Raw genomic sequence first — 23,490 nt, 5'->3', positions numbered from 1 at the left:
TTTTTACGCGAATACGCGAAAAGCCAAGCAGTATAGCCCGACTTCTCGATTTCCGCAAGCAATACAAAGACTTAGCACCGCCCGGCAAGCCGGTTGGCGCCGAAAGCCTTACTGCAGCTTGATTTCCACGTCGACGCCAGCCGGCAGGTCGAGCTTCATCAGCGCGTCAACCGTCTTGTCGGTCGGATCGACGATGTCCATCAGGCGCTGGTGGGTACGGATTTCGAGCTGATCGCGCGACGTCTTGTTGACGTGCGGCGAACGCAGGATGTCAAAACGCTGGATGCGCGTCGGCAGCGGCACCGGGCCACGGACGATTGCACCAGTCCGCTTCGCGGTATCGACGATCTCGGCAGCCGATTGATCGATCAGACGATAGTCGAAAGCCTTCAGGCGAATGCGGATTTTCTGTTGCTGCATGACGATTCCTTGAAAAGAGCGAGGCGATGTTGCATCGCCGGACACTAAAAGAACGCGAAACCTGTTGCCTGCGGGGAGCGAGGCGCCCGGTTCCGAACGGTACTTCCACTGCTAAGCCCGCGATTCTACACGAAAAACTGAAGTGGTGGTGCGGGTTTGTCAATGTGCGGACGGCACGCCACAAAGACAAAACCGGGTGCCAGATCAAACTGGACACCCGGTTTCGACGGTACAACTGCCTACCGTGGAATCGCGGACCCCGGAGGGATCCGCGGATCGTCGAGATTACTCGATGATCTTGGCGACGACGCCGGCGCCGACGGTACGGCCGCCTTCGCGGATTGCGAAGCGCAGACCTTCTTCCATCGCGATCGGAGCGATCAGCTTCACCGTGATCGACACGTTGTCGCCCGGCATCACCATTTCCTTGTCCTTCGGCAGCTCGATCGAGCCCGTCACGTCCGTCGTACGGAAGTAGAACTGCGGACGGTAGTTGTTGAAGAACGGCGTGTGACGGCCGCCTTCGTCCTTGCTCAGCACGTACACTTCAGCCGTGAAGTGCGTGTGCGGCGTGATCGAACCCGGCTTCGCCAGAACCTGGCCACGCTCCACGTCTTCACGCTTCGTGCCGCGCAGCAGGATACCGACGTTGTCGCCCGCTTGACCTTGGTCCAGCAGCTTGCGGAACATTTCAACGCCCGTGCAGGTCGTCTTCACCGTCGGCTTGATACCGACGATTTCGATTTCTTCGCCGACCTTCACGATGCCGCGCTCGACACGACCCGTCACCACCGTACCACGGCCCGAGATCGAGAACACGTCTTCCACCGGCATCAGGAACGCGCCGTCAACTGCACGCTCCGGCGTCGGGATGTACGTGTCCAGCGCGTCTGCCAGGCTCATGATCGCCACTTCGCCCAGCTCGCCCGTGTCGCCTTCCAGCGCCAGCTTTGCCGAACCCTTCACGATCGGCGTGTCGTCGCCCGGGAAGTCGTACTTCGACAGGAGTTCGCGAACTTCCATCTCGACCAGCTCGAGCAGTTCAGCGTCGTCCACCATGTCGCACTTGTTCAGGAACACGATGATGTACGGAACGCCAACCTGACGCGCCAGCAGGATGTGCTCACGCGTTTGCGGCATCGGGCCGTCTGCTGCCGAGCAAACCAGGATCGCGCCGTCCATCTGCGCTGCGCCCGTGATCATGTTCTTCACATAGTCAGCGTGGCCCGGGCAGTCGACGTGTGCGTAGTGGCGGTTTGCCGTTTCGTACTCGACGTGTGCCGTGTTGATCGTGATGCCGCGCGCCTTTTCTTCCGGTGCCGCGTCGATCTGGTCGTAGGCCTTCGCTTCGCCGCCGAACTTCTTCGTCAGCACCGTCGTGATCGCTGCCGTCAGCGTCGTCTTGCCGTGGTCAACGTGACCAATCGTACCAACGTTGACGTGCGGCTTGGTCCGCTCGAATTTACCTTTTGCCATGATTCTCTTCTTTCAAAAATAATCGATTGTGATAGCGAATTACTTCGTCTTCGCGCTGATGATCGCTTCTGCAACGTTCTTCGGAGCTTCAGCGTAGTGCTTGAACTCCATCGTGTACGTTGCGCGACCCTGCGTCAGCGAACGCAGCGACGTGGAATAGCCGAACATTTCCGACAGCGGTACTTCGGCGCGCACGATCTTGCCGCCGCCCACCATGTCGTCCATGCCCTGGATGATGCCGCGACGACCCGACAGGTCACCCATCACGTTACCCATGAAGTCTTCCGGCGTTTCCACTTCCACGGCCATCATCGGCTCGAGCAGAACCGGATCAGCGCGGCGCATTGCTTCCTTGAACGCCATCGAACCAGCCATGCGGAACGCATTTTCGTTCGAGTCAACGTCGTGGTACGAACCGAACGTCAGCGTGACCTTCACGTCGACGACCGGGAAGCCTGCCAGCACGCCGCTCTTCAGCGTTTCCTGGATACCCTTGTCAACCGACGGGATGTATTCGCGCGGAATCACGCCGCCCTTGATCGCGTCGACGAACTCGTAGCCCTTGCCCAGTTCGCTGCGCTCGAGCGTAATGACCGCATGGCCATACTGACCACGGCCACCCGACTGCTTGACGAACTTGCCTTCGACGTCCGCGGCCGACTTGCGAATGGTTTCGCGGTAGGCAACCTGCGGCTTGCCGACAGTCGCTTCCACGCCGAATTCACGCTTCATCCGGTCGACCAGAATTTCGAGGTGGAGCTCGCCCATACCCGAAATGATCGTTTGACCCGATTCTTCGTCGGTCTGCACGCGGAACGACGGATCTTCCTGAGCCAGACGGTTGAGCGCCAGGCCCATCTTTTCCTGGTCAGCCTTCGTCTTCGGCTCGACGGCCTGCGAAATCACCGGCTCCGGGAAAATCATGCGTTCGAGCACGATCGGGTGAGCCGGATCGCACAGCGTGTCGCCCGTGGTCGCTTCCTTCAGGCCGACCGCAGCAGCGATGTCGCCTGCGCGAACTTCCTTGATTTCTTCACGCTGGTTTGCGTGCATCTGCAGAATACGGCCGAGACGTTCCTTCTTGTCCTTGGTCGCATTGAGCAGCGTGTCACCCGAATTGACGACGCCCGAGTAGACGCGGAAGAAGATCAGCTGGCCGACGAACGGGTCGGTCATGATCTTGAACGCGAGTGCCGCGAACTTCTCGTCGTCGGCAGCGCGGCGTTCCGTCTTCTCGCCATTTTCGAGTTCGCCCGTAACCGGCGGAATATCGACCGGCGACGGCAGGAAATCGATCACGGCGTCGAGCATACGCTGCACGCCCTTGTTCTTGAACGCGGTACCGCACAGCATCGGCTGGATTTCGCACGCGATCGTACGGTCACGCAGACCCTTCACGACCTCGGCTTCGGTCAGCTCGCCTGCTTCCAGGTACTTGTTCATCAGGTCTTCGTTCGACTCCGCAGCCGCCTCGACCATCTTTTCGCGCCATTCGTTGCACGTCTCGACGAGTTCCGCCGGGATGTCCACGTAATCGAACTTGGTACCTTGCGATGCCTCGTCCCAAATGATCGCCTTCATCTTGATCAGGTCGACGACGCCCTTGAAGCCTTCTTCCGCACCGATCGGCACCACGACCGGAACCGGGTTCGCCTTCAGGCGCAGACGGAGCTGGTCGTAGACCTTGAAGAAGTTCGCGCCGGTACGGTCCATCTTGTTGACGAACGCGAGACGCGGCACCTTGTACTTGTTCGCCTGGCGCCACACCGTTTCCGACTGCGGCTGCACGCCGCCCACTGCGCAGTACACCATGCACGCGCCGTCGAGCACGCGCATCGAGCGCTCGACTTCAATCGTGAAGTCGACGTGACCCGGGGTGTCGATGATGTTGATGCGGTGTTCCGGATAGTTGCCGCCCATGCCCTTCCAGAAGGCGGTGGTAGCAGCGGACGTGATCGTGATGCCACGCTCCTGTTCCTGCTCCATCCAGTCCATCGTGGCTGCGCCGTCGTGGACTTCACCGATCTTGTGGTTCACACCGGTGTAAAACAGAATGCGCTCGGTCGTCGTCGTCTTGCCGGCGTCGATGTGAGCGCTAATACCGATATTGCGGTAGCGCTCGATAGGAGTCTTGCGAGCCACTTTGATCCTCTACTGGGATGACGCGATGCAGCTCAGCTGCATCACGCTTCAACACAAACGGGCGAGGCGCCTGAAAAGCGCACCCGCCCGGAATTTATTTCCGCAAACAGCCCAGCCAGGCGCTTAGAAACGGAAATGCGAGAACGCGCGGTTGGCTTCTGCCATGCGGTGAACTTCATCGCGCTTCTTCATCGCGCCGCCACGGCCTTCGGCCGCTTCGGAGAGTTCGCCTGCCAGACGCAGAGCCATCGACTTCTCGCTGCGCTTCTTCGCAGCCTCACGCAGCCAGCGCATCGCCAATGCCATACGACGCGACGGGCGCACTTCGACCGGAACTTGATAGTTGGCACCACCAACGCGGCGGCTCTTCACTTCGACCACCGGCTTCACGTTGTTGAGCGCAACCGTGAACACTTCCAGCGGGTCCTTGCCACCCTTGGTCTGGATTTGTTCGAATGCGCCATAAACGATGCGCTCTGCAACCGACTTCTTGCCGGACAGCATCAGCATGTTCATGAACTTGGCAACATCAACGTTGCCGAACTTCGGATCCGGCAACACTTCCCGCTTGGGGACTTCGCGACGACGCGGCATGATTCTTCCTTTACTTGTTCAGTTGGAGCTGTATCCAGCTCCGCGGCCACCAACAAACCCGATCACATCTTCACGACTAACCAGCTTGGCCGGGTGACCACTTACTCGACAGCACCGGCAATCCGGCACTCCCGCCTTGACCGCCCTGCGGCGATCCCTGATCAAAAACTGCTTACTTGGCAGCCTTTGCACGCTTCGCGCCGTACTTCGAGCGCGCTTGCTTACGGTCCTTGACGCCCTGGGTATCCAGCGAGCCGCGAACCATGTGGTAACGCACACCCGGCAAGTCCTTCACACGGCCGCCGCGGATCAGCACAACCGAGTGTTCCTGCAGGTTGTGGCCTTCACCGCCGATGTACGAAATCACTTCGAAGCCGTTCGTCAGACGAACCTTGGCGACCTTACGGAGTGCCGAGTTCGGCTTCTTCGGCGTCGTCGTGTACACACGGGTGCACACGCCGCGACGCTGGGGGCAGTCCTGCAGGGCCGGGCTCTTGCTCTTCGTCGTTTCCGACTGACGGCCTTTGCGAACCAGTTGGTTGATGGTTGGCATTGTTTATTCCTGAAATTGAACAAAATCTGCACATCGATTTCGGGCAAAGCGAGAATCGGCGCACAGTTGACTTCCGAACCGGCGATACGGACACGAACCTTGGAACGCGACTCGGCCCACCGAATACCGGAACCCAGCATGATATTCCGGAAATGCCAACTAAGTCAACGGCTTGCGTGATTCGCCAGCCGCGCGGGCGGTTTACCGGAAGGGTCGGAACACCTGTGTCACGCCGATTCGACGACGTCGATGATCTCGTCGCCGAAGCGTTCGAGCTTGCGCACGCCCATGCCGGGGATATGGCGCAGGTCGTCGATCGTCTCCGGCGCGTTGCGTGCGATTTCAGCCAGCGTCGCGTCGTGGAAGATCACGTAGGCCGGCACGCCGTCGGACTTCGCGGTTTCCGCGCGCCATGCGCGCAGCGCGTCCCACCGGGCGCGCTCGCGCGTGCCCATGCCGGCCGTCGGGTCGACGCGCGTGCCGCTGCGGCTCGACGACTGGCGCGTGCGCTGCGGCTTCACGTAGCGGCGCAGCGTGACCTTCTCCTCGTTCTTCAGCACCGGCTTCGCGGCCTCGGTCAGCATCAGCGCGCCGAAGCCGCCATGGTCGACCGCCAGATAGCCGTACGCGACGAGCTGCCGGAAAATCGCGCGCCACTCGGGCTCGGACAACGACGCGCCGATCCCGAACGTGCTGAGCTGGTCGTGGCCGCGCTGCAACACTTTCTCGGTGCGGCCGCCGCGCAGGATCTCGATCAGATGGCTCGAGCCGAAATTGAAGCCGCTCGCACGCTGCGCGCGGAACACGCACGACAGCGCCATCTGCGCCTCGCGCGTCGCGTCCCATGAATCGGGCGGCTCGAGGCACGTGTCGCAGTTGCCGCACGGCTGGCTCGCCTCGCCGAAGTAGTTCAAGAGCCGCACGCGCCGGCACGAGATCGTCTCGCAGAGCCCGAGCAACGCGTCGAGCTTCGACGTCTGCACGCGCTTGTGCGCGTCGTCCGCGTCGGACTCGTCGATCATCTTGCGCTGCTGGACGACGTCGCCGAGCCCATACGCCATCCACGCATTCGCCGGCATCCCGTCGCGGCCCGCGCGGCCGGTTTCCTGGTAGTAGCCTTCGACGCTCTTCGGCAAATCGAGGTGCGCAACGAAGCGTACGTCCGGCTTGTCGATGCCCATGCCGAACGCGATCGTCGCGCACATCACGATGCCCTCCTCGCGCTGGAACATTTCCTGGTGCTTCTGCCGCACCTCGAACTCCATCCCCGCGTGATACGGCAGCGCGCGTACGCCCTGCGCCTTCAGCCATTCGGCCGTTTCCTCGACCTTGCGGCGCGACAGGCAGTAGACGACGCCCGCGTCGGTCGTGCCGTCCGCGTTCGTGTGCTCGGCACGGATGAAATCGAGCAGCTGCGCGCGCGCGTTGTCCTTCTCGACGATCCGGTAGCGGATGTTCGGGCGGTCGAAGCTCGACACGAACACGCGCGCGTCGTCGAGCGCGAGGCGATGGATGATCTCGTCGCGCGTGATCGCATCGGCGGTGGCCGTCAGGGCGATGCGCGGCACCGACGGGAAGCGCTCGTGCAGCACCGACAACTGGATGTATTCGGGACGGAAGTCATGCCCCCATTGCGACACGCAGTGCGCCTCGTCGATCGCGAACAGGCCGATCTTCGCGCGCTCGAGCAGGTCGAGGAAACGCCCGGTCATCAGCCGCTCGGGCGCGACGTACAGCAGGTCGATCTCGCCCTCGCGCAGCGCGCGCTCGGTCGCCGCGGCCTCGGCGCCCGACAGCGTCGAGTTCAGGTAGGCCGCGCGCACGCCGACTTCGCTCAGCGCGGCGACCTGGTCCTGCATCAGCGCGATCAGCGGCGACACCACGATGCCCGCGCCCTGCCCGGCCTCGCGGCGCAGCAGCGCCGGAATCTGGTAGCACAGCGACTTGCCGCCGCCCGTAGGCATCAGCACGAGGCAATCGCCGCCGCCGGCGACGTGTTCGACGATCTCGCCCTGCTGACCCCGAAAGGCGGGATAACCAAAGACTTCGTCGAGAATTTCGAGGGCGCGGGACATGAACGAGAAAGTGGACAGCAGAACGATGACCGCGATTTTAACAACCCGCTCGCGCAGCGCGCGTCGAATCGTGCAACGTTGGCCAATCGGACAGGGTTCGAGCGCGCGCATGACGGGCCTGCGCAATCGCGCGGCAAGCCCGTCATGCACGTGAACGACGGATAAAAAAAACCGCCCGGCGGACCGGGCGGTTTCGATGACAGCGAGTACGGCAACGCCAAGCGGCTCGCGCCGCCCGCGCTTACTCGGCTGCCGGGTGCTGCGGCTCTTCCGCCGGCGCGCTCGGCGTGCCGAAGTCGAATGCCTCTTCCGCTGCGATCTGGTCGAAACGCTCGCGATCCGACGATTCCTTCGCCTTGCGTGCCTTGTGGAACGCGAGACCCGTACCGGCCGGAATCAGACGGCCGACGATCACGTTTTCCTTCAGACCACGCAGATCGTCGCGCTTGCCCATGATCGCCGCTTCGGTCAGCACGCGGGTCGTTTCCTGGAACGATGCCGCGGAGATGAACGAGTCGGTCGACAGCGACGCCTTCGTGATACCGAGCAGCACGTTGTCGTACGAAGCCGGACGCTTGTCCTCGGCGATCATGCGATCGTTCTCGTCCAGCATGTCGGAACGCTCGACCTGTTCGCCCGGGATGAAGCGCGTATCACCGTTGTCGGTGATCTGCACACGACGCAGCATCTGGCGAACGATCACCTCGATGTGCTTGTCGTTGATCTTCACGCCCTGCAGACGATACACGTCCTGCACTTCGTCGACGATGTAGCGCGACAGCGCCTCGATACCCTGCAGGCGCAGGATGTCGTGCGGATCGGCCGGGCCGTCCACGATCATTTCGCCCTTGTTGACGACCTGAGCATCGTGGACCAGGACCTGCTTTTCCTTCGCGATCAGGAACTCGTGCTGATTGCCTTCGAGGTCCGTGATGACGAGACGCTGCTTGCCCTTCGTGTCCTTGCCGAACGACGTCGTACCGGTGACTTCCGCGAGAATGCCGGCATCCTTCGGCGAACGCGCTTCGAACAGTTCCGCCACCCGCGGCAGACCGCCGGTAATGTCACGCGTCTTCTGCGCTTCGGTCGGGATACGTGCAAGCACTTCACCCACCTGCACTTGCTGGCCGTCCTTCACGGTGATCAGTGCGCCGACCTGGAAGCCGATCTGCACTGCGTGCTCCGTGCCCGGGATCTTCACTTCGTCGCCGTTCGCGTCGAGCAGTTTCACCTGCGGACGCACGCTCTTCGAAGCTTGCGAACCACGACGCTTCACGTCGATCACGACCAGCGTGGACAGGCCGGTCACGTCGTCGATCTGCTTCGCGACGGTCACGCCTTCCTCGACGTTCTCGAACTTCACCGTACCACCGTACTCGGTGATGATCGGACGCGTCATCGGATCCCACGTCGCCAGCTGCGTGCCGGCCTTGATCGTCGCGCCGTCGAGCTGCAGCAGCGTCGCGCCGTACGGCACTTTGTGACGCTCGCGCTCGCGACCGAAATCGTCGGTGATCAGCGCTTCGCCCGAACGCGAGATGACGATCTGCTCGCCCTTCGCGTTGGTGACGTAACGCATCGTCGCCGTGAAGCGCACGATACCGTTGCTCTTCGCTTCGACCGACGACGCCACTGCCGCACGCGATGCCGCACCACCGATGTGGAACGTACGCATCGTCAGCTGCGTGCCCGGTTCACCGATCGACTGTGCCGCGATCACGCCGACAGCTTCGCCGACGTTCACGAGCGAGCCGCGGCCGAGGTCACGGCCGTAGCAGGCCGCGCACAGACCGTAACGCGTTTCGCAGGTCAGCGGCGTGCGCACGCGCACTTCGTCGATACCGAGGCGTTCGATTTCCTCGACCGCCGTTTCGTCGAGCAGCGTGCCCGATTCGTACAGCGTTTCCTGCGTTTCCGGGTTCACGACGTCCGCGACCGCGACGCGGCCGAGGATACGGTCGCGCAGCGCTTCGACGACTTCACCGCCTTCGACGAGTGCCTTCATCGCCACGCCGTTCGACGTGCCGCAATCGTCCTCGACCACCACCAGATCCTGCGTGACGTCGACGAGACGACGCGTCAGGTAACCCGAGTTCGCGGTCTTCAGTGCCGTATCAGCCAGACCCTTACGTGCACCGTGGGTCGAGATGAAGTACTGCAACACGTTCAGGCCTTCGCGGAAGTTCGCGGTAATCGGCGTCTCGATAATCGAGCCGTCCGGCTTCGCCATCAGGCCTCGCATACCGGCCAGCTGACGAATCTGCACCGCCGAACCCCGGGCGCCCGAGTCGGCCATCATGTAGATCGAGTTGAACGACTCCTGACGCGTCTCGTTGCCGTCGCGGTCCGTCACCGGCTCCGTCGACAGCTGCTCCATCATCGCCTTGCCGACCGCTTCCGACGTTGCCGACCAGATGTCGACCACGTTGTTGTAGCGTTCCTGCGCGGTGACGAGACCCGACATGTACTGGCGGTCGTACTCCTTCACCTTCTTCGCGGCGTCGCCGACGATCGTTTCCTTCTGCGGCGGCACGAGCATGTCGTCCACGCAGATCGAAATGCCGGCGCGCGTCGCGAGACGGAAACCCGACTGCATCAGCTGGTCGGCGAACACGACCGTCGCACGCAGACCGCACTTGCGGAATGCGGTGTTGATCAGGCGCGAGATTTCCTTCTTCTTCAGCGGCTTGTTCAGCACCGAGAACGGCAGGCCGTGCGGCAGGATCTCCGACAGGATCGCGCGACCGACGGTCGTCGCGTACAGCGAGATCTTCGGCACGAATTGCGGCGCGCCTTCCGACGTGTCCTCGTTGCGGACCATTTCGGTGATCCGGACGTTGACGCGCGATGCCAGCTCGACTTCCTTGTTCTCGTACGCGCGGATCACTTCCGACACGCCGGTGAACGACAGGCCTTCGCCCTTGCCGTTGATCGCTTCGCGGGTCGCGTAGTACAGACCCAGCACGATATCCTGCGACGGCACGATCGACGGATCGCCGTTGGCCGGGAACAGGACGTTGTTCGACGCCAGCATCAGCGTGCGTGCTTCCATCTGCGCTTCGAGCGACAGCGGCACGTGAACGGCCATCTGGTCACCGTCGAAGTCGGCGTTGAACGCCGCGCAGACGAGCGGGTGCAGCTGGATCGCCTTGCCTTCGATCAGCACGGGCTCGAACGCCTGGATACCGAGACGGTGCAGCGTCGGCGCACGGTTCAGCATCACCGGGTGCTCGCGGATCACCTCTTCGAGGATGTCCCACACCACCGGCGTCTGGTTCTCGACTTCCTTCTTCGCAGCCTTGATGGTCGTCGCGACGCCCATCACTTCCAGCTTGTTGAAGATGAACGGCTTGAACAGCTCGAGCGCCATCAGCTTCGGCAGACCGCACTGGTGCAGCTTCAGCGTCGGGCCGACCACGATGACCGAACGGCCCGAGTAGTCGACGCGCTTGCCCAGCAGGTTCTGACGGAAACGACCGCCCTTGCCCTTGATCATGTCGGCGAGCGACTTCAGCGGACGCTTGTTCGCGCCCGTCATCGCCTTGCCGCGACGACCGTTGTCGAGCAGCGAGTCGACGGCTTCCTGCAGCATCCGCTTTTCGTTGCGGACGATGATTTCAGGAGCCTTCAGCTCGAGCAGACGCTTCAACCGGTTGTTACGGTTGATCACGCGGCGATACAGGTCGTTCAGGTCCGACGTCGCGAAACGGCCGCCATCCAGCGGCACGAGCGGACGCAGTTCCGGCGGCAGCACCGGCAGCACTTCGAGGATCATCCACTCGGGCTTGATGCCCGAGCGCTGGAATGCCTCGAGGACCTTCAGGCGCTTCGCGTACTTCTTGATCTTCGCTTCCGAGCCGGTGTTCTTCAGCTCGGTGCGCAGCGTCTCGACCTGCTCGTCGATGTTGATCGCGCGCAGCAGTTCACGCACGCCTTCCGCACCCATCTCGGCACGGAATTCGTCGCCGTATTCCTCGACCTTGTTGTAGTAATCCTCTTCGGTCATGATCTGCCGCGCCTTCAGCGGCGTCATGCCCGGTTCGATCACCACGTACGCTTCGAAGTACAGCACGCGTTCGATGTCGCGCAGCGTCATGTCGAGCACCATGCCCAGACGCGACGGCAGCGACTTCAGGAACCAGATGTGCGCGACCGGCGAGGCCAGCTCGATGTGGCCCATCCGTTCGCGACGCACCTTCGCCAGCGTCACTTCGACGCCGCACTTCTCGCAGATCACGCCGCGGTGCTTCAGACGCTTGTACTTGCCGCACAGGCACTCGTAGTCCTTGATCGGCCCGAAGATCTTCGCGCAGAAGAGACCATCGCGTTCCGGCTTGAACGTACGGTAGTTGATGGTCTCCGGCTTCTTCACTTCGCCGAACGACCACGAACGGATCTTGTCCGGCGAGGCCAGACCGATCTTGATCGCGTCGAAAACTTCTTCCTGTTGGACTTGCTTGAATAGATCGAGCAGAGCTTTCATTGCCTTCTCTCCGTAGTCCGATTAATTGCGGTCGAGATCGATGTCGATACCGAGCGAGCGGATTTCCTTCACGAGCACGTTGAAGGATTCCGGCATGCCTGCATCGATCACGTGATCGCCCTTGACGAGGTTCTCGTAAACCTTCGTCCGGCCGTTCACGTCGTCCGACTTCACCGTCAGCATTTCCTGCAGCACGTAGGACGCGCCGTACGCTTCGAGTGCCCACACTTCCATTTCACCGAAACGCTGGCCACCGAACTGCGCCTTACCACCCAGCGGCTGCTGCGTGACGAGCGAGTACGGGCCCGTCGAACGCGCGTGCATCTTGTCGTCGACCAGGTGGTGCAGCTTCAGGTAGTGCATGTAGCCGAGCGTCACGCGACGTTCGAACATCTCACCCGTGCGGCCGTCGTACAGGCGAACCTGGTTCTTCGACGGGTTCATGCCGAGCTGTTCCGCGATGTCGTCCGGGAACGCGAGGTCGAGCATCTTGCCCATTTCTTCCTCGGTCGCACCGTCGAACACCGGCGTTGCAAACGGCACGCCTTCGCGCAGGTTCTTCGCGAGTTCGAGGATCTCGTCGTCGGTGAAGCTTTCCAGATCTTCCTGGCGGCCCGACTCGTTGTAGATCTTCGTCAGGAACACGCGCATTTCCTCGATCTTCGCCTGACGCTGCAGCATTTCGCCGATACGCCAGCCGAGGCCCTTCGCGGCCCAGCCGAGGTGCACTTCCAGAACCTGACCCACGTTCATCCGCGACGGCACGCCGAGCGGGTTCAGCACGACGTCTGCCGGACGGCCGTCGGCCATGTACGGCATGTCTTCGATCGGGACGATCTTCGACACGACACCCTTGTTACCGTGACGGCCTGCCATCTTGTCGCCAGGCTGCAGACGGCGCTTCACCGCGAGGTACACCTTGACCATCTTCAGCACGCCCGGCGGCAGTTCGTCGCCTTGCGTGAGCTTCTTGCGCTTCTCTTCGAACGCGAGGTCGAACTGGTGACGCTTCTCTTCGATCGAGTTCTTGATCGCTTCGAGCTGTGCCGCTGCTTCGTCGTCCGCGAGGCGGATGTCGAACCAGTGGTAATGGTCGAGGTCTTCCAGGTAAGCCTGGTCGATCTTCGTGCCCTTCGCGAGCTTCTTCGGACCGCCGTTCGCGACCTTGCCCACCAGCATGCGTGCGAGACGCTGGAACGCGTCGCCTTCCACGATGCGCAGCTGGTCGTTCAGGTCGAGACGATAGCGCTTCAGTTCGTCGTCGATGATCTGTTGCGCGCGCTTGTCGCGCTGGATGCCTTCACGCGTGAACACCTGGACGTCGATCACGGTACCGTTCATGCCCGACGGCACGCGCAGCGACGTGTCCTTCACGTCCGAAGCCTTCTCGCCGAAAATCGCGCGCAGCAGCTTCTCTTCCGGCGTCAGCTGGGTCTCGCCCTTCGGCGTGACCTTGCCGACCAGCACGTCGCCCGCTTCGACTTCCGCACCGATGTACACGATGCCCGATTCGTCGAGACGGCCGAGCTGGACTTCCGCCAGGTTCGAGATGTCGCGCGTGATTTCTTCCGGCCCGAGCTTCGTGTCGCGTGCAACGACGTTCAGCTCTTCGATGTGGATCGACGTGTAGCGATCGTCCGCGACCACCTTCTCCGAGATCAGGATCGAATCCTCGAAGTTGTAGCCGTTCCACGGCATGAACGCGATCAGCATGTTCTGGCCGAGCGCGAGCTCGCCCAGGTCCGTCGAGGCGCCGTCGGCCAGCACGTCGCCGCGCGAGACCTTGTCGCCCATCTTCACGATCGGACGCTGGTTGATGTTCGTGTTCTGGTTCGAACGCGTGTACTTGATCAGGTTGTAGATGTCGACACCGACTTCACCCGCGACGGCTTCGTCATCGTTCACGCGAATCACGATACGGCCTGCGTCGACATAGTCGACGACGCCGCCACGGAACGCCTGAACCGTCGTGCCCGAGTCGACCGCGCAGGTACGCTCGATACCCGTACCGACGACCGGCTTCTCCGGACGCAGACACGGCACGGCCTGACGCTGCATGTTCGAACCCATCAGTGCACGGTTCGCGTCGTCGTGCTCGAGGAACGGAATCAGCGAAGCTGCAACCGACACGATCTGCGACGGCGCGACGTCCATGTACTGGATCCGGTCCGGCGTGACCATCATCGTTTCGCCCGCTTCACGCGACGACACGAGTTCGTCGACCAGCGTGCCGTTCTCGTCGATCGCGGCGTTCGCCTGCGCGATCATGTAGCGGCCTTCCTCGATCGCCGACAGGTAGTCGATCTGGTCGGTCACCTTGCTGTCCACGACCTTGCGGTACGGCGTCTCGAGGAAGCCGTACTCGTTCAGGTGCGCATACAGTGCGAGCGAGTTGATCAGACCGATGTTCGGACCTTCCGGCGTTTCGATCGGGCACACGCGGCCATAGTGGGTCGGGTGCACGTCACGCACTTCGAAGCCTGCGCGCTCACGCGTCAGACCGCCCGGGCCCAGTGCGGAAACACGGCGCTTGTGCGTGATTTCCGACAGCGGGTTGGTCTGGTCCATGAACTGCGACAGCTGCGACGAACCGAAGAACTCGCGGATCGCCGACGAAATCGGCTTCGAGTTGATCAGGTCGTGCGGCATCAGGTTTTCGCTTTCGGCCTGGCCGAGGCGTTCCTTGACCGCGCGCTCGACACGCACGAGACCCGCGCGGAACTGGTTTTCCGCCAGTTCGCCGACGCAACGCACGCGACGGTTGCCGAGGTGGTCGATGTCGTCCACTTCGCCCTTGCCGTTGCGCAGCTCGACGAGGATCTTGATCGTCGCGAGGATGTCGTCGTCCTGCAGCGTCATCGGGCCGGTGATCTCGTCACGGCTGACGCGGCGGTTGAACTTCATGCGGCCGACCTTCGACAGGTCGTACGCTTCTTCGCTGTAGAACAGGCGGTTGAACAGCGCCTCGACCGCTTCTTCGGTCGGCGGCTCGCCCGGACGCATCATGCGGTAGATTGCGATGCGCGCGGCCGTACGATCGGTCGTTTCGTCGACGCGCAGCGTCGACGAGATGTACGGGCCCTGGTCCAGATCGTTCGTGTAGAGCGTCTGGATGTCCTTGATGCCCGCTTCGCGCAGCTTCTCGAGCACGCTTTCCGTGACTTCGTCGTTCGCGCTCGCGATCACTTCGCCGGTGTCGCCGTCGACGACGTTCTTCGCCAGCACGCGGCCGAGCAGATAGTCTTCCGGCACCGAGATGAACTTGGTCTTCGCGGCTTCGAGGTCGCGAATGTGCTTCGCGTTGATCCGCTTGTCCTTCTGGACGATGACCTTGCCATCACGGTCCGTGATGTCGAAACGCGCGACTTCACCACGCAGGCGCTCGGGCACGAACTCGAGTTGCGCGCCTTCGTCCATCAGCGTGAAGTTGTCGAACACGAAGAAGTTCGCGAGGATCTGTTCCGGCGTCAGGCCGATGGCCTTCAGCAGGATCGTGACCGGCATCTTGCGGCGACGGTCGACGCGGAAGTACAGGATATCCTTCGGGTCGAATTCGAAGTCGAGCCACGAGCCGCGGTACGGAATGATCCGTGCCGAGAACAGCAGCTTGCCCGAGCTGTGCGTCTTGCCCTTGTCGTGTTCGAAGAACACGCCCGGCGAACGGTGCAGCTGCGAGACGATGACACGCTCGGTGCCGTTGATGACGAACGAGCCCGTCGGCGTCATGAGCGGCATTTCGCCCATGTACACTTCCTGCTCCTTCACTTCCTTGACGACCGGCTTGTTCGGCGATTCCTTGTCGAGGATGACAAGGCGGACCTTCGCGCGCAGCGCGGAGCAGTACGTCAGGCCGCGCTGCTGGCATTCCTTGATGTTGAATGCCGGCGCGGACAGCGCATAGCTCACGAACTCGAGGCGCGCGAAGCCGTTGTGCGAAACAATGGGAAATACCGATGTGAATGCGGCCTGCAAACCTTCAGGCTTGCGTTGCGTGCCAAGCACATCGGCTTGCAGAAACGTGCTGAATGATTCAAGCTGGGTAGCCAGCAAGAACGGAACTTGGTGAACGATGGGGCGCTTCGCGAAACTCTTGCGAATGCGCTTCTTCTCGGTGAAGGAATATTGCATACGATCTCCGAATCACGGCGGGTGCTGTCGAGGCGGAATACCAGGACGTTTCAAACCCGAGTGTTCACCGACTGAGACCCGATGGCCGTCCAACGGCTTGAACGAGCCGAGAAGCTTGGTGGTTGGCCGCTACCAACCGCTGGCTGACGGCAGCGGATGCCTGTGTTGCCCGCTACCCGACCAAACTTGCCTTCTGCAGTCGCTTCAGAAGACAAAGAGAAACGCCAATCGTGACCATTGACAACGATTTGGCGGTTTTCTTTGGCTTCTGGGGCCGATTATTCGGGCTCCCGAATGAGTGCCAGAATAACGTCCCCACAAAGCACAAAAAGGCCGGCGGTGAAAATACCGCCAGCCTTCGCACAGCGCGTCGAAACTTACTTGACTTCGACCTTCGCGCCTGCTTCTTCCAGCTTCTTCTTGGCTTCTTCAGCAGCAGCCTTGTCGACGCCTTCCTTGACAGCCTTCGGTGCGCCGTCAACGACGTCCTTCGCTTCCTTCAGGCCCAGGCCCGTCAGTTCGCGAACTGCCTTGATGACTGCAACCTTGTTGCTGCCTGCTTCAGTCAGAACGACCGTGAATTCGGTCTTCTCTTCAACAGCAGCAGCAGCGCCGCCGCCTGCCGGGCCAGCGACTGCCACTGCAGCTGCCGACACGCCAAACTTCTCTTCGAACGCCTTGACCAGTTCGTTCAGTTCCAGAACGGTCATCCCTTCGACTGCTGCCAGGATGTCTTCTTTTGCGATTGCCATTTGAAATACTCCTAAATTGAATTCGGATACAGCCAGCGATCAATGACGCTGATGCACGTTCGATTACGCAGCTTCCGCTTGCTTCTTCTCGGCCAGCGCGGCGAGAGCGCGCGCGAAGCCCGAAACAGGCGATTGCATAACGAACAGCAGCTTCGAGAGCAGTTCTTCGCGGCTCGGGATGCTTGCCAGCGCTTGCACGCCAGCCTTGTCCATCACCTTGCCATCGAACGAACCAGCCTTGATGACCAACTTGTCATTGCTCTTGCTGAAGTCGTTGACGACCTTAGCAGCAGCAATTGCATCTTCCGAGATGCCGTAGATCAACGGACCAGTCATCTGCTCTGCCAGCGGAGCAAACGGCGTACCTTCAACAGCGCGACGCGCCAGCGTGTTCTTCAACACGCGCAGGTAAACCTGTTGCTCACGCGCTTTCGCGCGCAGCTTGGTCAGATCGCCAACCGCAATTCCACGATACTCAGCCAGCACAACGGTCTGGGCCTTCGCGACTTGCGCGGAAACCTCAGCGACGACGGCTTGCTTGTCTTCTCTATTAAGCGGCACGGTTAGCCTCCAGAAACGATACGTTCGGCACGAAACCTCACGTACCTCGTTCAACAACGGCGTCCGACCTCGTTAGGAGTATTTCCACCTCACGCCGTGAATCGCTTCACGACCTGCGGCTTCACCACTGCAAAACTTTTTCGGGTTCGCCATCTGCGTTGGCTTGAATTAAGGGATCGCCCGCCTGCTGCGTCCCACCAACGGTCTTTGATAACCGGTTGCCCGCGCGACTGCACGAACAACCGCCCAAAGCCCATGTAGGCCGCTTCGCGAACGAAGCGGCCCGAATACTTGCTTACTGCGCTGCCAGCGTAGCCTGGTCGACGCGCACGCCGACGCCCATCGTGCTCGACAGTGCGATCTTGCGCAGGTAGACGCCCTTGCTCGTTGCCGGCTTGGCCTTCTGCAGCGCTTCGATCAGTGCCGACAGGTTCGAACGCAGTGCGGTCGATTCGAACGATGCACGGCCGATGGTCGCGTGGATGATACCGGCCTTGTCGACACGGAATTGCACCTGACCAGCCTTTGCGTTCTTGACGGCGGTTGCGACGTCCGGCGTGACCGTACCGACCTTCGGGTTCGGCATCAGGCCGCGCGGGCCGAGGATCTGACCGAGCGTACCGACGATACGCATCGTGTCCGGCGAAGCGATCACGATGTCGAAGTCCATCTGGCCAGCCTTGATCTGCTCAGCCAGGTCTTCCATACCGACGATTTCCGCGCCTGCTGCACGAGCCTGCTCGGCCTTTTCGCCTTGCGCGAACACGGCAACGCGAACCGACTTACCCGTACCTGCCGGCAGAACGACCGAACCACGAACGACCTGGTCCGACTTCTTCGCGTCAATGCCGAGCTGGACTGCGACGTCGATCGATTCGTTGAACTTCGCGCTCGCGCATTCCTTCACGAGTGCCAGTGCGTCTTCGATCGCGTACAGCTTCTGACGGTCGACCTTGGCGGCAAATGCCTGACGGCGCTTGGAGATCTTAGCCATTTACACGCCCTCCACAGTGATGCCCATCGAGCGTGCGCTACCAGCGATGGTGCGAACGGCTGCGTCCAGATCAGCTGCCGTAAGGTCCGGCATCTTGGTCTTCGCGATTTCTTCGGCTTGAGCGCGCGTGATCGAACCGACCTTGTCGGTGTGCGGCTTGCTCGAGCCCTTGTCCACCTTCGCCGCCTTCTTGATCAGGACGGTCGCCGGCGGCGTCTTCATCACGAACGTGAAGCTCTTGTCAGCGAATGCCGTGATGACCACCGGCACCGGCAGACCCGGCTCCATGCCTTGAGTCTGCGCGTTGAACGCCTTGCAGAACTCCATGATGTTCAGGCCGCGCTGGCCCAGTGCCGGACCGACCGGCGGCGACGGGTTGGCTTTACCTGCAGGAATCTGCAGCTTGATAAAGCCGACAATCTTCTTTGCCATTTGTAAACCTCGTTGGAACGCCAGACGGCGTTCGGTGAGTGATAACGCGCGTTCGCCGCTGGCTACTGACGCTCCTCAACGGCCATAACGCGGACCGTAAGCGCGAAGGTGGGCAGCCGAGGCTGCCCACCGAATCGGGATCAAACTTTTTCGACCTGGCCGAACTCAAGTTCGACCGGGGTGGAGCGGCCAAAGATGGTGACCGACACCCGCACGCGCGATTTCTCGTAGTTGACTTCTTCGACCGTGCCGTTGAAATCCGTGAAAGGACCTTCCTTGACACGTACCATCTCGCCAACTTCGAACAGGGTCTTCGGGCGCGGCTTCTCGACGCCTTCCTGCATCTGCGACATGATCTTTTCGACTTCCTTCGGGGAAATCGGGGTCGGGCGGTTGCGCGCACCGCCGACGAAACCCGTGACCTTCGCCGTGTTCTTCACGAGGTGCCACGTTTCGTCCGTCATTTCCATTTCCACCAGCACGTAGCCGGGGAAAAAACGACGCTCGGTTACAGCCTTGTGGCCGCCTTTGACTTCGACCACTTCTTCGGTCGGGACCAGGATCTGACCGAATTTATCCTGCATGCCAGCACGTTCGATACGCTCCTGAAGCGCACGCTGCACGCTCTTCTCCATACCGGAGTAGGCGTGCACGACGTACCAACGCTTTCCGCTCGGGGATGCCGGAGTATCGCTCATATCATTTCCAACCCAGAATCGCCGAGAAAATCACCCATTCGATCGATTTGTCACTCAACCAGAGGAAAATCGCCATCACGAGCACGAAACCGAACACGACGAGTGTGGTTTGCGTTGCTTCCTTGCGGGTGGGCCAAACGACCTTGCGGACTTCCTTGTACGAATCCTTGGCAAACGCGATGAGGCTCTTGCCAGGTGCGGACATCAGACCGACGGCCACGCCGGCGATGATACCTACCGCCAATGCGGCACCGCGGACATACCACTGCTGGTTGGCCAGCCAGAAGAAGCCCACGAATCCGGCCAAGACCAGCAATACGCCCAGGGCCAGCATCAGCTTATCGCCGGAGGTATTTACAGTTTCGACGGATGGATTCGCCATAACACCTTAAAACAAATGCCACGTAGGATACGTGGCGTTTTTTGGCAGGGGCAGAGGGAATCGAACCCCCAACCTTCGGTTTTGGAGACCGACGCTCTGCCAGTTGAGCTATACCCCTAAACCATGCTGGGGCCGGCTGCTGCCAGCCCCAAAACTGTCGATCAACGAATAACTGGCTTACTCGATGATCTTGGCGACGACGCCGGCGCCGACGGTACGGCCGCCTTCGCGGATTGCGAAGCGCAGACCTTCTTCCATCGCGATCGGAGCGATCAGCTTCACCGTGATCGACACGTTGTCGCCCGGCATCACCATTTCCTTGTCCTTCGGCAGCTCGATCGAGCCCGTCACGTCCGTCGTACGGAAGTAGAACTGCGGACGGTAGTTGTTGAAGAACGGCGTGTGACGGCCGCCTTCGTCCTTGCTCAGCACGTACACTTCAGCCGTGAAGTGCGTGTGCGGCGTGATCGAACCCGGCTTCGCCAGAACCTGGCCACGCTCCACGTCTTCACGCTTCGTGCCGCGCAGCAGGATACCGACGTTGTCGCCCGCTTGACCTTGGTCCAGCAGCTTGCGGAACATTTCAACGCCCGTGCAGGTCGTCTTCACCGTCGGCTTGATACCGACGATTTCGATTTCTTCGCCGACCTTCACGATGCCGCGCTCGACACGACCCGTCACCACCGTACCACGGCCCGAGATCGAGAACACGTCTTCCACCGGCATCAGGAACGCGCCGTCAACTGCACGCTCCGGCGTCGGGATGTACGTGTCCAGCGCGTCTGCCAGGCTCATGATCGCCACTTCGCCCAGCTCGCCCGTGTCGCCTTCCAGCGCCAGCTTTGCCGAACCCTTCACGATCGGCGTGTCGTCGCCCGGGAAGTCGTACTTCGACAGGAGTTCGCGAACTTCCATCTCGACCAGCTCGAGCAGTTCAGCGTCGTCCACCATGTCGCACTTGTTCAGGAACACGATGATGTACGGAACGCCAACCTGACGCGCCAGCAGGATGTGCTCACGCGTTTGCGGCATCGGGCCGTCTGCTGCCGAGCAAACCAGGATCGCGCCGTCCATCTGCGCTGCGCCCGTGATCATGTTCTTCACATAGTCAGCGTGGCCCGGGCAGTCGACGTGTGCGTAGTGGCGGTTTGCCGTTTCGTACTCGACGTGTGCCGTGTTGATCGTGATGCCGCGCGCCTTTTCTTCCGGTGCCGCGTCGATCTGGTCGTAGGCCTTCGCTTCGCCGCCGAACTTCTTCGTCAGCACCGTCGTGATCGCTGCCGTCAGCGTCGTCTTGCCGTGGTCAACGTGACCAATCGTACCAACGTTGACGTGCGGCTTGGTCCGCTCGAATTTACCCTTGGCCATTTTCGACTCCCAAAAGGAATTTCACAGGTTGCGCCGCGCGCAAACAGACACTGACTTTTTACTGCTGGTGCCCATGGGCAGGATCGAACTGCCGACCTCTCCCTTACCAAGGGAGTGCTCTACCACTGAGCCACATGGGCGCTATTACGCTTCAACTACACGGACTGGAGCGGGTGAAGGGAATCGAACCCTCGTCGTAAGCTTGGAAGGCTTCTGCTCTACCATTGAGCTACACCCGCACGGGCCACTAACGATTCCCTACCGCTCTCTGCGCTGATGTTCTGGTGGAGGAGGTTGGATTCGAACCAACGTAGGCGTAAGCCAACAGATTTACAGTCTGCCCCCTTTAGCCACTCGGGCACCCCTCCGTAGAGAACTGACGATTATGGGGGTGCATCGCACTCTTGTCAAGCACATCCGGAAGATTATTTTCATTCTCTTCCAGCGCGCCTGCGCGACTCACCCGACACCCACGCTCACCCGGCTAAGGCAAGCACGAGAGGATCGCCGATCGGCGCCCACATCCTCGTCAGACTCCGTCTTCCGCGTCGATTTGCATCTTCGCTAAAAACGAAAGACCGCCATCATACGACCTCCTACGCATAATGCCAAGCGGGTAGATGAAAAAAATTCGCAATTTTCGTGCCGATGGGATCAGCAGGGCCTCCGGCTAGTGCGCGGACCGGCTGAAGGTGATTAATGGCGGGGCATCAGCCCACCTCCAGGACCCGGGGCAGCCGGCGTCTCCGCGAGGGTTTCCCGCACACCGACGCCGGATTCGGGGTAAGGCGCCGCAGCTCTCGCCTGCTCCGCCGCGACACCGCAATCGAACCGCCAGGACAGGAACCACCACGGGCGATGCATCCTTCCCCGCCGCAGATATAAGGCAGACGCGGCACCATCCCGTGTCACGCAATCATCTCGACCTCTCCCGCTCCCCGACTGCCCCGTGCAAAACCCGGTCGCCCTTCTTGCCTTCGCGTTGATCTTCGCCGCTCCCGTGGCGCATGCGGGTCGCACCGACAAAGCGGGGTGCACCACGGGAACGATCCCGGCAATCCGGCAGCAGGCGCTTTCCGAGAGCCACGCAGCAGGGCGAGCGAAAGGCGCTGCCGCTCGTGCGGCGTACGACACACTGAAACCGGCCGTCGACGCCAGTTGCCTCTCCGCCACCGACAACGAGGCGGCGCTCGTGAACGCCATGGCTCCGGGCGCGATCACATATGCGTGGCTGCTGAACGACGCGTCGACGTACCTTATCGCGGCCGGCAGCGACAATAACGCTTCCCAGAGCGACGCCGACAGCCCAGCCCGCCTCGATGTCTTGCAGACGCTGATACACGACGATCTCCGCCCGCGCACTTGGCTGCCACATCGCCTGCGTGTCGCCGTCGCAGCGAGCGTGCAGCGGTGCAGCGCGCGTTGCGTCTGGCCGTCGTGCAAGCCGACCAACATGAACGTCCGGGCGACCTACCGCAGCGAAGCTGCGCTGTACACGCGACATCCGTCGTGTCGATTCGATGCACGCCTTGTGCAGTTGAGCGCGGATACGCATTTCGCGTTGATGGGGGAAGGCCTCGACTGTTTCGGCGGCACCGCCTGTTCGCTCGTCGAAGCAATCTATGTCCCTCGAAAGGGCCGGCCGGTGCTCGGGAGAAACAACAGCGCGGACTTCTGACGGGATGGAGTCGGCGAACCGGGTTCACCGCCGCGACACCTTGGTGCCGGCGGGACGCCCGATCATAGTTTCAGTCGCCATTCAGGGGCTGACGGGCATGCTCTCGCGGCCTCGCGCCACAGACCAGGCTACCGTGGATTTGTCATGAAACGCGTCAATCACGCACCGGCGCCTTGAACAAAACAACCGACAATGAGCGGAGATAGACTAAATATACCAACCGAAAGCCAAAGATAATGGAATATCGAAGCTCGATGACTCGACCTGCCGGGCAATGCACTCGAGGAGGCAAATCAGGGGAGAAAGACCAAGAGACGAGATCACTCCGAGCAAGAGGCGGCCCATCGACGACAGCCCGACAGTGACGAAGCCTTTGCCGTGCGCAAGGGTAATCGGTTGCCGTCCCGGCGGTCCGTCGTTCCGCGGATAGAAGCCACATGGAGTTCGACGCCTGCGGCGACAGAGCGTATGGACGCGGTAGATCTCGCGGCACGGGTTCGATGCAGTCGACCGTGATGAGGACCGGGATGCATCGGTCAACCGCCATCTGCTCAAACGACTCTGCGCCGATCAGACTCTCGCGCTGCGAATAGCGCAAAACTGCGCCGCCCTGGCTGCGGAGATGCCGGTTACAGCGGGGTCGAGCTACTCGGCCGTTTGCGACAGAGCGCGCGGAATGCATGAAGGTCCTGCCGGACCAGTTCACCTGTCCGCCGGCGGGATGCACCGGGCTATCTCGGTAGTGCACGGTGGT

Annotated in this window: 17 protein-coding genes and 4 tRNA genes; 2 read left to right on the top strand and 19 right to left on the bottom strand. The window is 61.5% G+C overall.

Features of this window, described 5'->3' with window-relative positions; translation table 11 throughout:
- Positions 1 to 108 precede the first annotated feature (108 nt).
- From rpsJ to recQ, 6 genes are all read right to left on the bottom strand, one after another.
- Positions 109 to 420, bottom strand: a complete 312-nt coding sequence (rpsJ, locus tag U5771_RS30920; RefSeq protein WP_004199280.1) for a 30S ribosomal protein S10 — start codon at positions 418 to 420, stop codon at positions 109 to 111.
- 285 nt (positions 421 to 705) lie between these two features.
- Positions 706 to 1,896, bottom strand: a complete 1,191-nt coding sequence (gene tuf, locus U5771_RS30915) for an elongation factor Tu (protein WP_011350666.1) — start codon at positions 1,894 to 1,896, stop codon at positions 706 to 708.
- A 39-nt stretch (positions 1,897 to 1,935) separates the two neighbouring features.
- Complete coding sequence (gene fusA, locus U5771_RS30910) at positions 1,936 to 4,038, bottom strand: elongation factor G (protein ID WP_322027469.1); 2,103 nt, start codon at positions 4,036 to 4,038, stop codon at positions 1,936 to 1,938.
- A gap of 123 nt (positions 4,039 to 4,161) precedes the next feature.
- Complete coding sequence (gene rpsG, locus U5771_RS30905; RefSeq protein WP_006477195.1) at positions 4,162 to 4,632, bottom strand: 30S ribosomal protein S7; 471 nt, start codon at positions 4,630 to 4,632, stop codon at positions 4,162 to 4,164.
- A gap of 172 nt (positions 4,633 to 4,804) precedes the next feature.
- Entirely contained in the window at positions 4,805 to 5,185 is a 381-nt protein-coding gene (rpsL, locus tag U5771_RS30900) for a 30S ribosomal protein S12 (RefSeq protein ID WP_006400662.1), read from the bottom strand.
- 227 nt (positions 5,186 to 5,412) lie between these two features.
- Positions 5,413 to 7,260 carry a DNA helicase RecQ gene (recQ, locus tag U5771_RS30895; protein WP_322027468.1) on the bottom strand — a complete coding sequence of 616 codons (1,848 nt, stop codon included), beginning with the start codon at positions 7,258 to 7,260 and terminating at the stop codon, positions 5,413 to 5,415.
- Between recQ and U5771_RS30890 the strand changes: the two genes are divergently transcribed.
- Positions 7,180 to 7,425 carry a hypothetical protein gene (locus tag U5771_RS30890; RefSeq protein WP_322027475.1) on the top strand — a complete coding sequence of 82 codons (246 nt, stop codon included), beginning with the start codon at positions 7,180 to 7,182 and terminating at the stop codon, positions 7,423 to 7,425. The genes recQ and U5771_RS30890 overlap by 81 nt on opposite strands.
- A 76-nt stretch (positions 7,426 to 7,501) precedes the next feature.
- On the opposite strand, the gene rpoC is transcribed toward U5771_RS30890, so the two are convergent.
- From rpoC to U5771_RS30825, 13 genes are all read right to left on the bottom strand, one after another.
- Positions 7,502 to 11,743 (bottom strand): DNA-directed RNA polymerase subunit beta', encoded by a 4,242-nt coding sequence (gene rpoC, locus U5771_RS30885; protein WP_322027467.1) that lies wholly within the window; start codon positions 11,741 to 11,743, stop codon positions 7,502 to 7,504.
- Positions 11,744 to 11,764: 21 nt separating this feature from the next.
- Positions 11,765 to 15,871 carry a DNA-directed RNA polymerase subunit beta gene (rpoB, locus tag U5771_RS30880; RefSeq protein WP_322027466.1) on the bottom strand — a complete coding sequence of 1,369 codons (4,107 nt, stop codon included), beginning with the start codon at positions 15,869 to 15,871 and terminating at the stop codon, positions 11,765 to 11,767.
- Between the two features lie 377 nt (positions 15,872 to 16,248).
- Positions 16,249 to 16,623 (bottom strand): 50S ribosomal protein L7/L12, encoded by a 375-nt coding sequence (rplL, locus tag U5771_RS30875; RefSeq protein WP_124616621.1) that lies wholly within the window; start codon positions 16,621 to 16,623, stop codon positions 16,249 to 16,251.
- A gap of 63 nt (positions 16,624 to 16,686) precedes the next feature.
- Positions 16,687 to 17,184 carry a 50S ribosomal protein L10 gene (rplJ, locus tag U5771_RS30870; protein ID WP_021161756.1) on the bottom strand — a complete coding sequence of 166 codons (498 nt, stop codon included), beginning with the start codon at positions 17,182 to 17,184 and terminating at the stop codon, positions 16,687 to 16,689.
- 295 nt (positions 17,185 to 17,479) lie between these two features.
- A complete protein-coding gene (gene rplA, locus U5771_RS30865; protein WP_017333534.1) occupies positions 17,480 to 18,178 on the bottom strand; it encodes a 50S ribosomal protein L1 in 699 nt (232 codons plus the stop codon).
- Positions 18,179 to 18,610 carry a 50S ribosomal protein L11 gene (gene rplK, locus U5771_RS30860; RefSeq protein WP_006753591.1) on the bottom strand — a complete coding sequence of 144 codons (432 nt, stop codon included), beginning with the start codon at positions 18,608 to 18,610 and terminating at the stop codon, positions 18,179 to 18,181.
- A 140-nt stretch (positions 18,611 to 18,750) separates the two neighbouring features.
- On the bottom strand, positions 18,751 to 19,308 hold the full coding sequence (gene nusG / locus U5771_RS30855) for a transcription termination/antitermination protein NusG (protein ID WP_006400672.1): 558 nt from the start codon (positions 19,306 to 19,308) through the stop codon (positions 18,751 to 18,753).
- A 1-nt stretch (position 19,309) separates the two neighbouring features.
- Complete coding sequence (secE, locus tag U5771_RS30850) at positions 19,310 to 19,690, bottom strand: preprotein translocase subunit SecE (RefSeq protein ID WP_006482892.1); 381 nt, start codon at positions 19,688 to 19,690, stop codon at positions 19,310 to 19,312.
- 42 nt (positions 19,691 to 19,732) lie between these two features.
- Positions 19,733 to 19,808: transfer RNA gene (locus U5771_RS30845), tRNA-Trp, on the bottom strand.
- Between the two features lie 59 nt (positions 19,809 to 19,867).
- A complete protein-coding gene (gene tuf, locus U5771_RS30840) occupies positions 19,868 to 21,058 on the bottom strand; it encodes an elongation factor Tu (protein ID WP_011350666.1) in 1,191 nt (396 codons plus the stop codon).
- Between the two features lie 65 nt (positions 21,059 to 21,123).
- A tRNA-Thr gene (locus U5771_RS30835) sits at positions 21,124 to 21,198 on the bottom strand.
- Positions 21,199 to 21,223: 25 nt separating this feature from the next.
- A tRNA-Gly gene (locus tag U5771_RS30830) sits at positions 21,224 to 21,297 on the bottom strand.
- Positions 21,298 to 21,340: 43 nt separating this feature from the next.
- A tRNA-Tyr gene (locus U5771_RS30825) sits at positions 21,341 to 21,426 on the bottom strand.
- Between the two features lie 581 nt (positions 21,427 to 22,007).
- On the opposite strand from U5771_RS30825, the gene U5771_RS30820 reads away from it, so the two are divergent.
- Positions 22,008 to 22,736, top strand: a complete 729-nt coding sequence (locus U5771_RS30820) for a hypothetical protein (RefSeq protein WP_322027465.1) — start codon at positions 22,008 to 22,010, stop codon at positions 22,734 to 22,736.
- The last annotated feature ends 754 nt before the right edge of the window (positions 22,737 to 23,490 follow it).

It is taken from the genome of Burkholderia sp. BCC1977, assembly GCF_905339595.1.
Lineage (GTDB): Bacteria > Pseudomonadota > Gammaproteobacteria > Burkholderiales > Burkholderiaceae > Burkholderia.
The sequence above is the reverse complement of the archived record's forward strand: the minus strand, read 5'-3'. Positions and strand labels throughout refer to the sequence as shown.

What these genes read in the sequence shown, in the direction of transcription:
- rplL (WP_124616621.1), bottom strand. Translation starts at nt 16,623, where the DNA reads ATGGCAATCGCAAAAGAAGACATCCTGGCAGCAGTCGAAGGGATGACC.
- tuf (WP_011350666.1), bottom strand. Translation starts at nt 1,896, where the DNA reads ATGGCAAAAGGTAAATTCGAGCGGACCAAGCCGCACGTCAACGTTGGT.
- rpsJ (WP_004199280.1), bottom strand. Translation starts at nt 420, where the DNA reads ATGCAGCAACAGAAAATCCGCATTCGCCTGAAGGCTTTCGACTATCGT.
- secE (WP_006482892.1), bottom strand. Translation starts at nt 19,690, where the DNA reads ATGGCGAATCCATCCGTCGAAACTGTAAATACCTCCGGCGATAAGCTG.
- rplA (WP_017333534.1), bottom strand. Translation starts at nt 18,178, where the DNA reads ATGGCTAAGATCTCCAAGCGCCGTCAGGCATTTGCCGCCAAGGTCGAC.
- rpoB (WP_322027466.1), bottom strand. Translation starts at nt 15,871, where the DNA reads ATGCAATATTCCTTCACCGAGAAGAAGCGCATTCGCAAGAGTTTCGCG.
- rpoC (WP_322027467.1), bottom strand. Translation starts at nt 11,743, where the DNA reads ATGAAAGCTCTGCTCGATCTATTCAAGCAAGTCCAACAGGAAGAAGTT.
- tuf (WP_011350666.1), bottom strand. Translation starts at nt 21,058, where the DNA reads ATGGCCAAGGGTAAATTCGAGCGGACCAAGCCGCACGTCAACGTTGGT.
- rpsG (WP_006477195.1), bottom strand. Translation starts at nt 4,632, where the DNA reads ATGCCGCGTCGTCGCGAAGTCCCCAAGCGGGAAGTGTTGCCGGATCCG.
- recQ (WP_322027468.1), bottom strand. Translation starts at nt 7,260, where the DNA reads ATGTCCCGCGCCCTCGAAATTCTCGACGAAGTCTTTGGTTATCCCGCC.
- rplK (WP_006753591.1), bottom strand. Translation starts at nt 18,610, where the DNA reads ATGGCAAAGAAGATTGTCGGCTTTATCAAGCTGCAGATTCCTGCAGGT.
- rpsL (WP_006400662.1), bottom strand. Translation starts at nt 5,185, where the DNA reads ATGCCAACCATCAACCAACTGGTTCGCAAAGGCCGTCAGTCGGAAACG.
- nusG (WP_006400672.1), bottom strand. Translation starts at nt 19,308, where the DNA reads ATGAGCGATACTCCGGCATCCCCGAGCGGAAAGCGTTGGTACGTCGTG.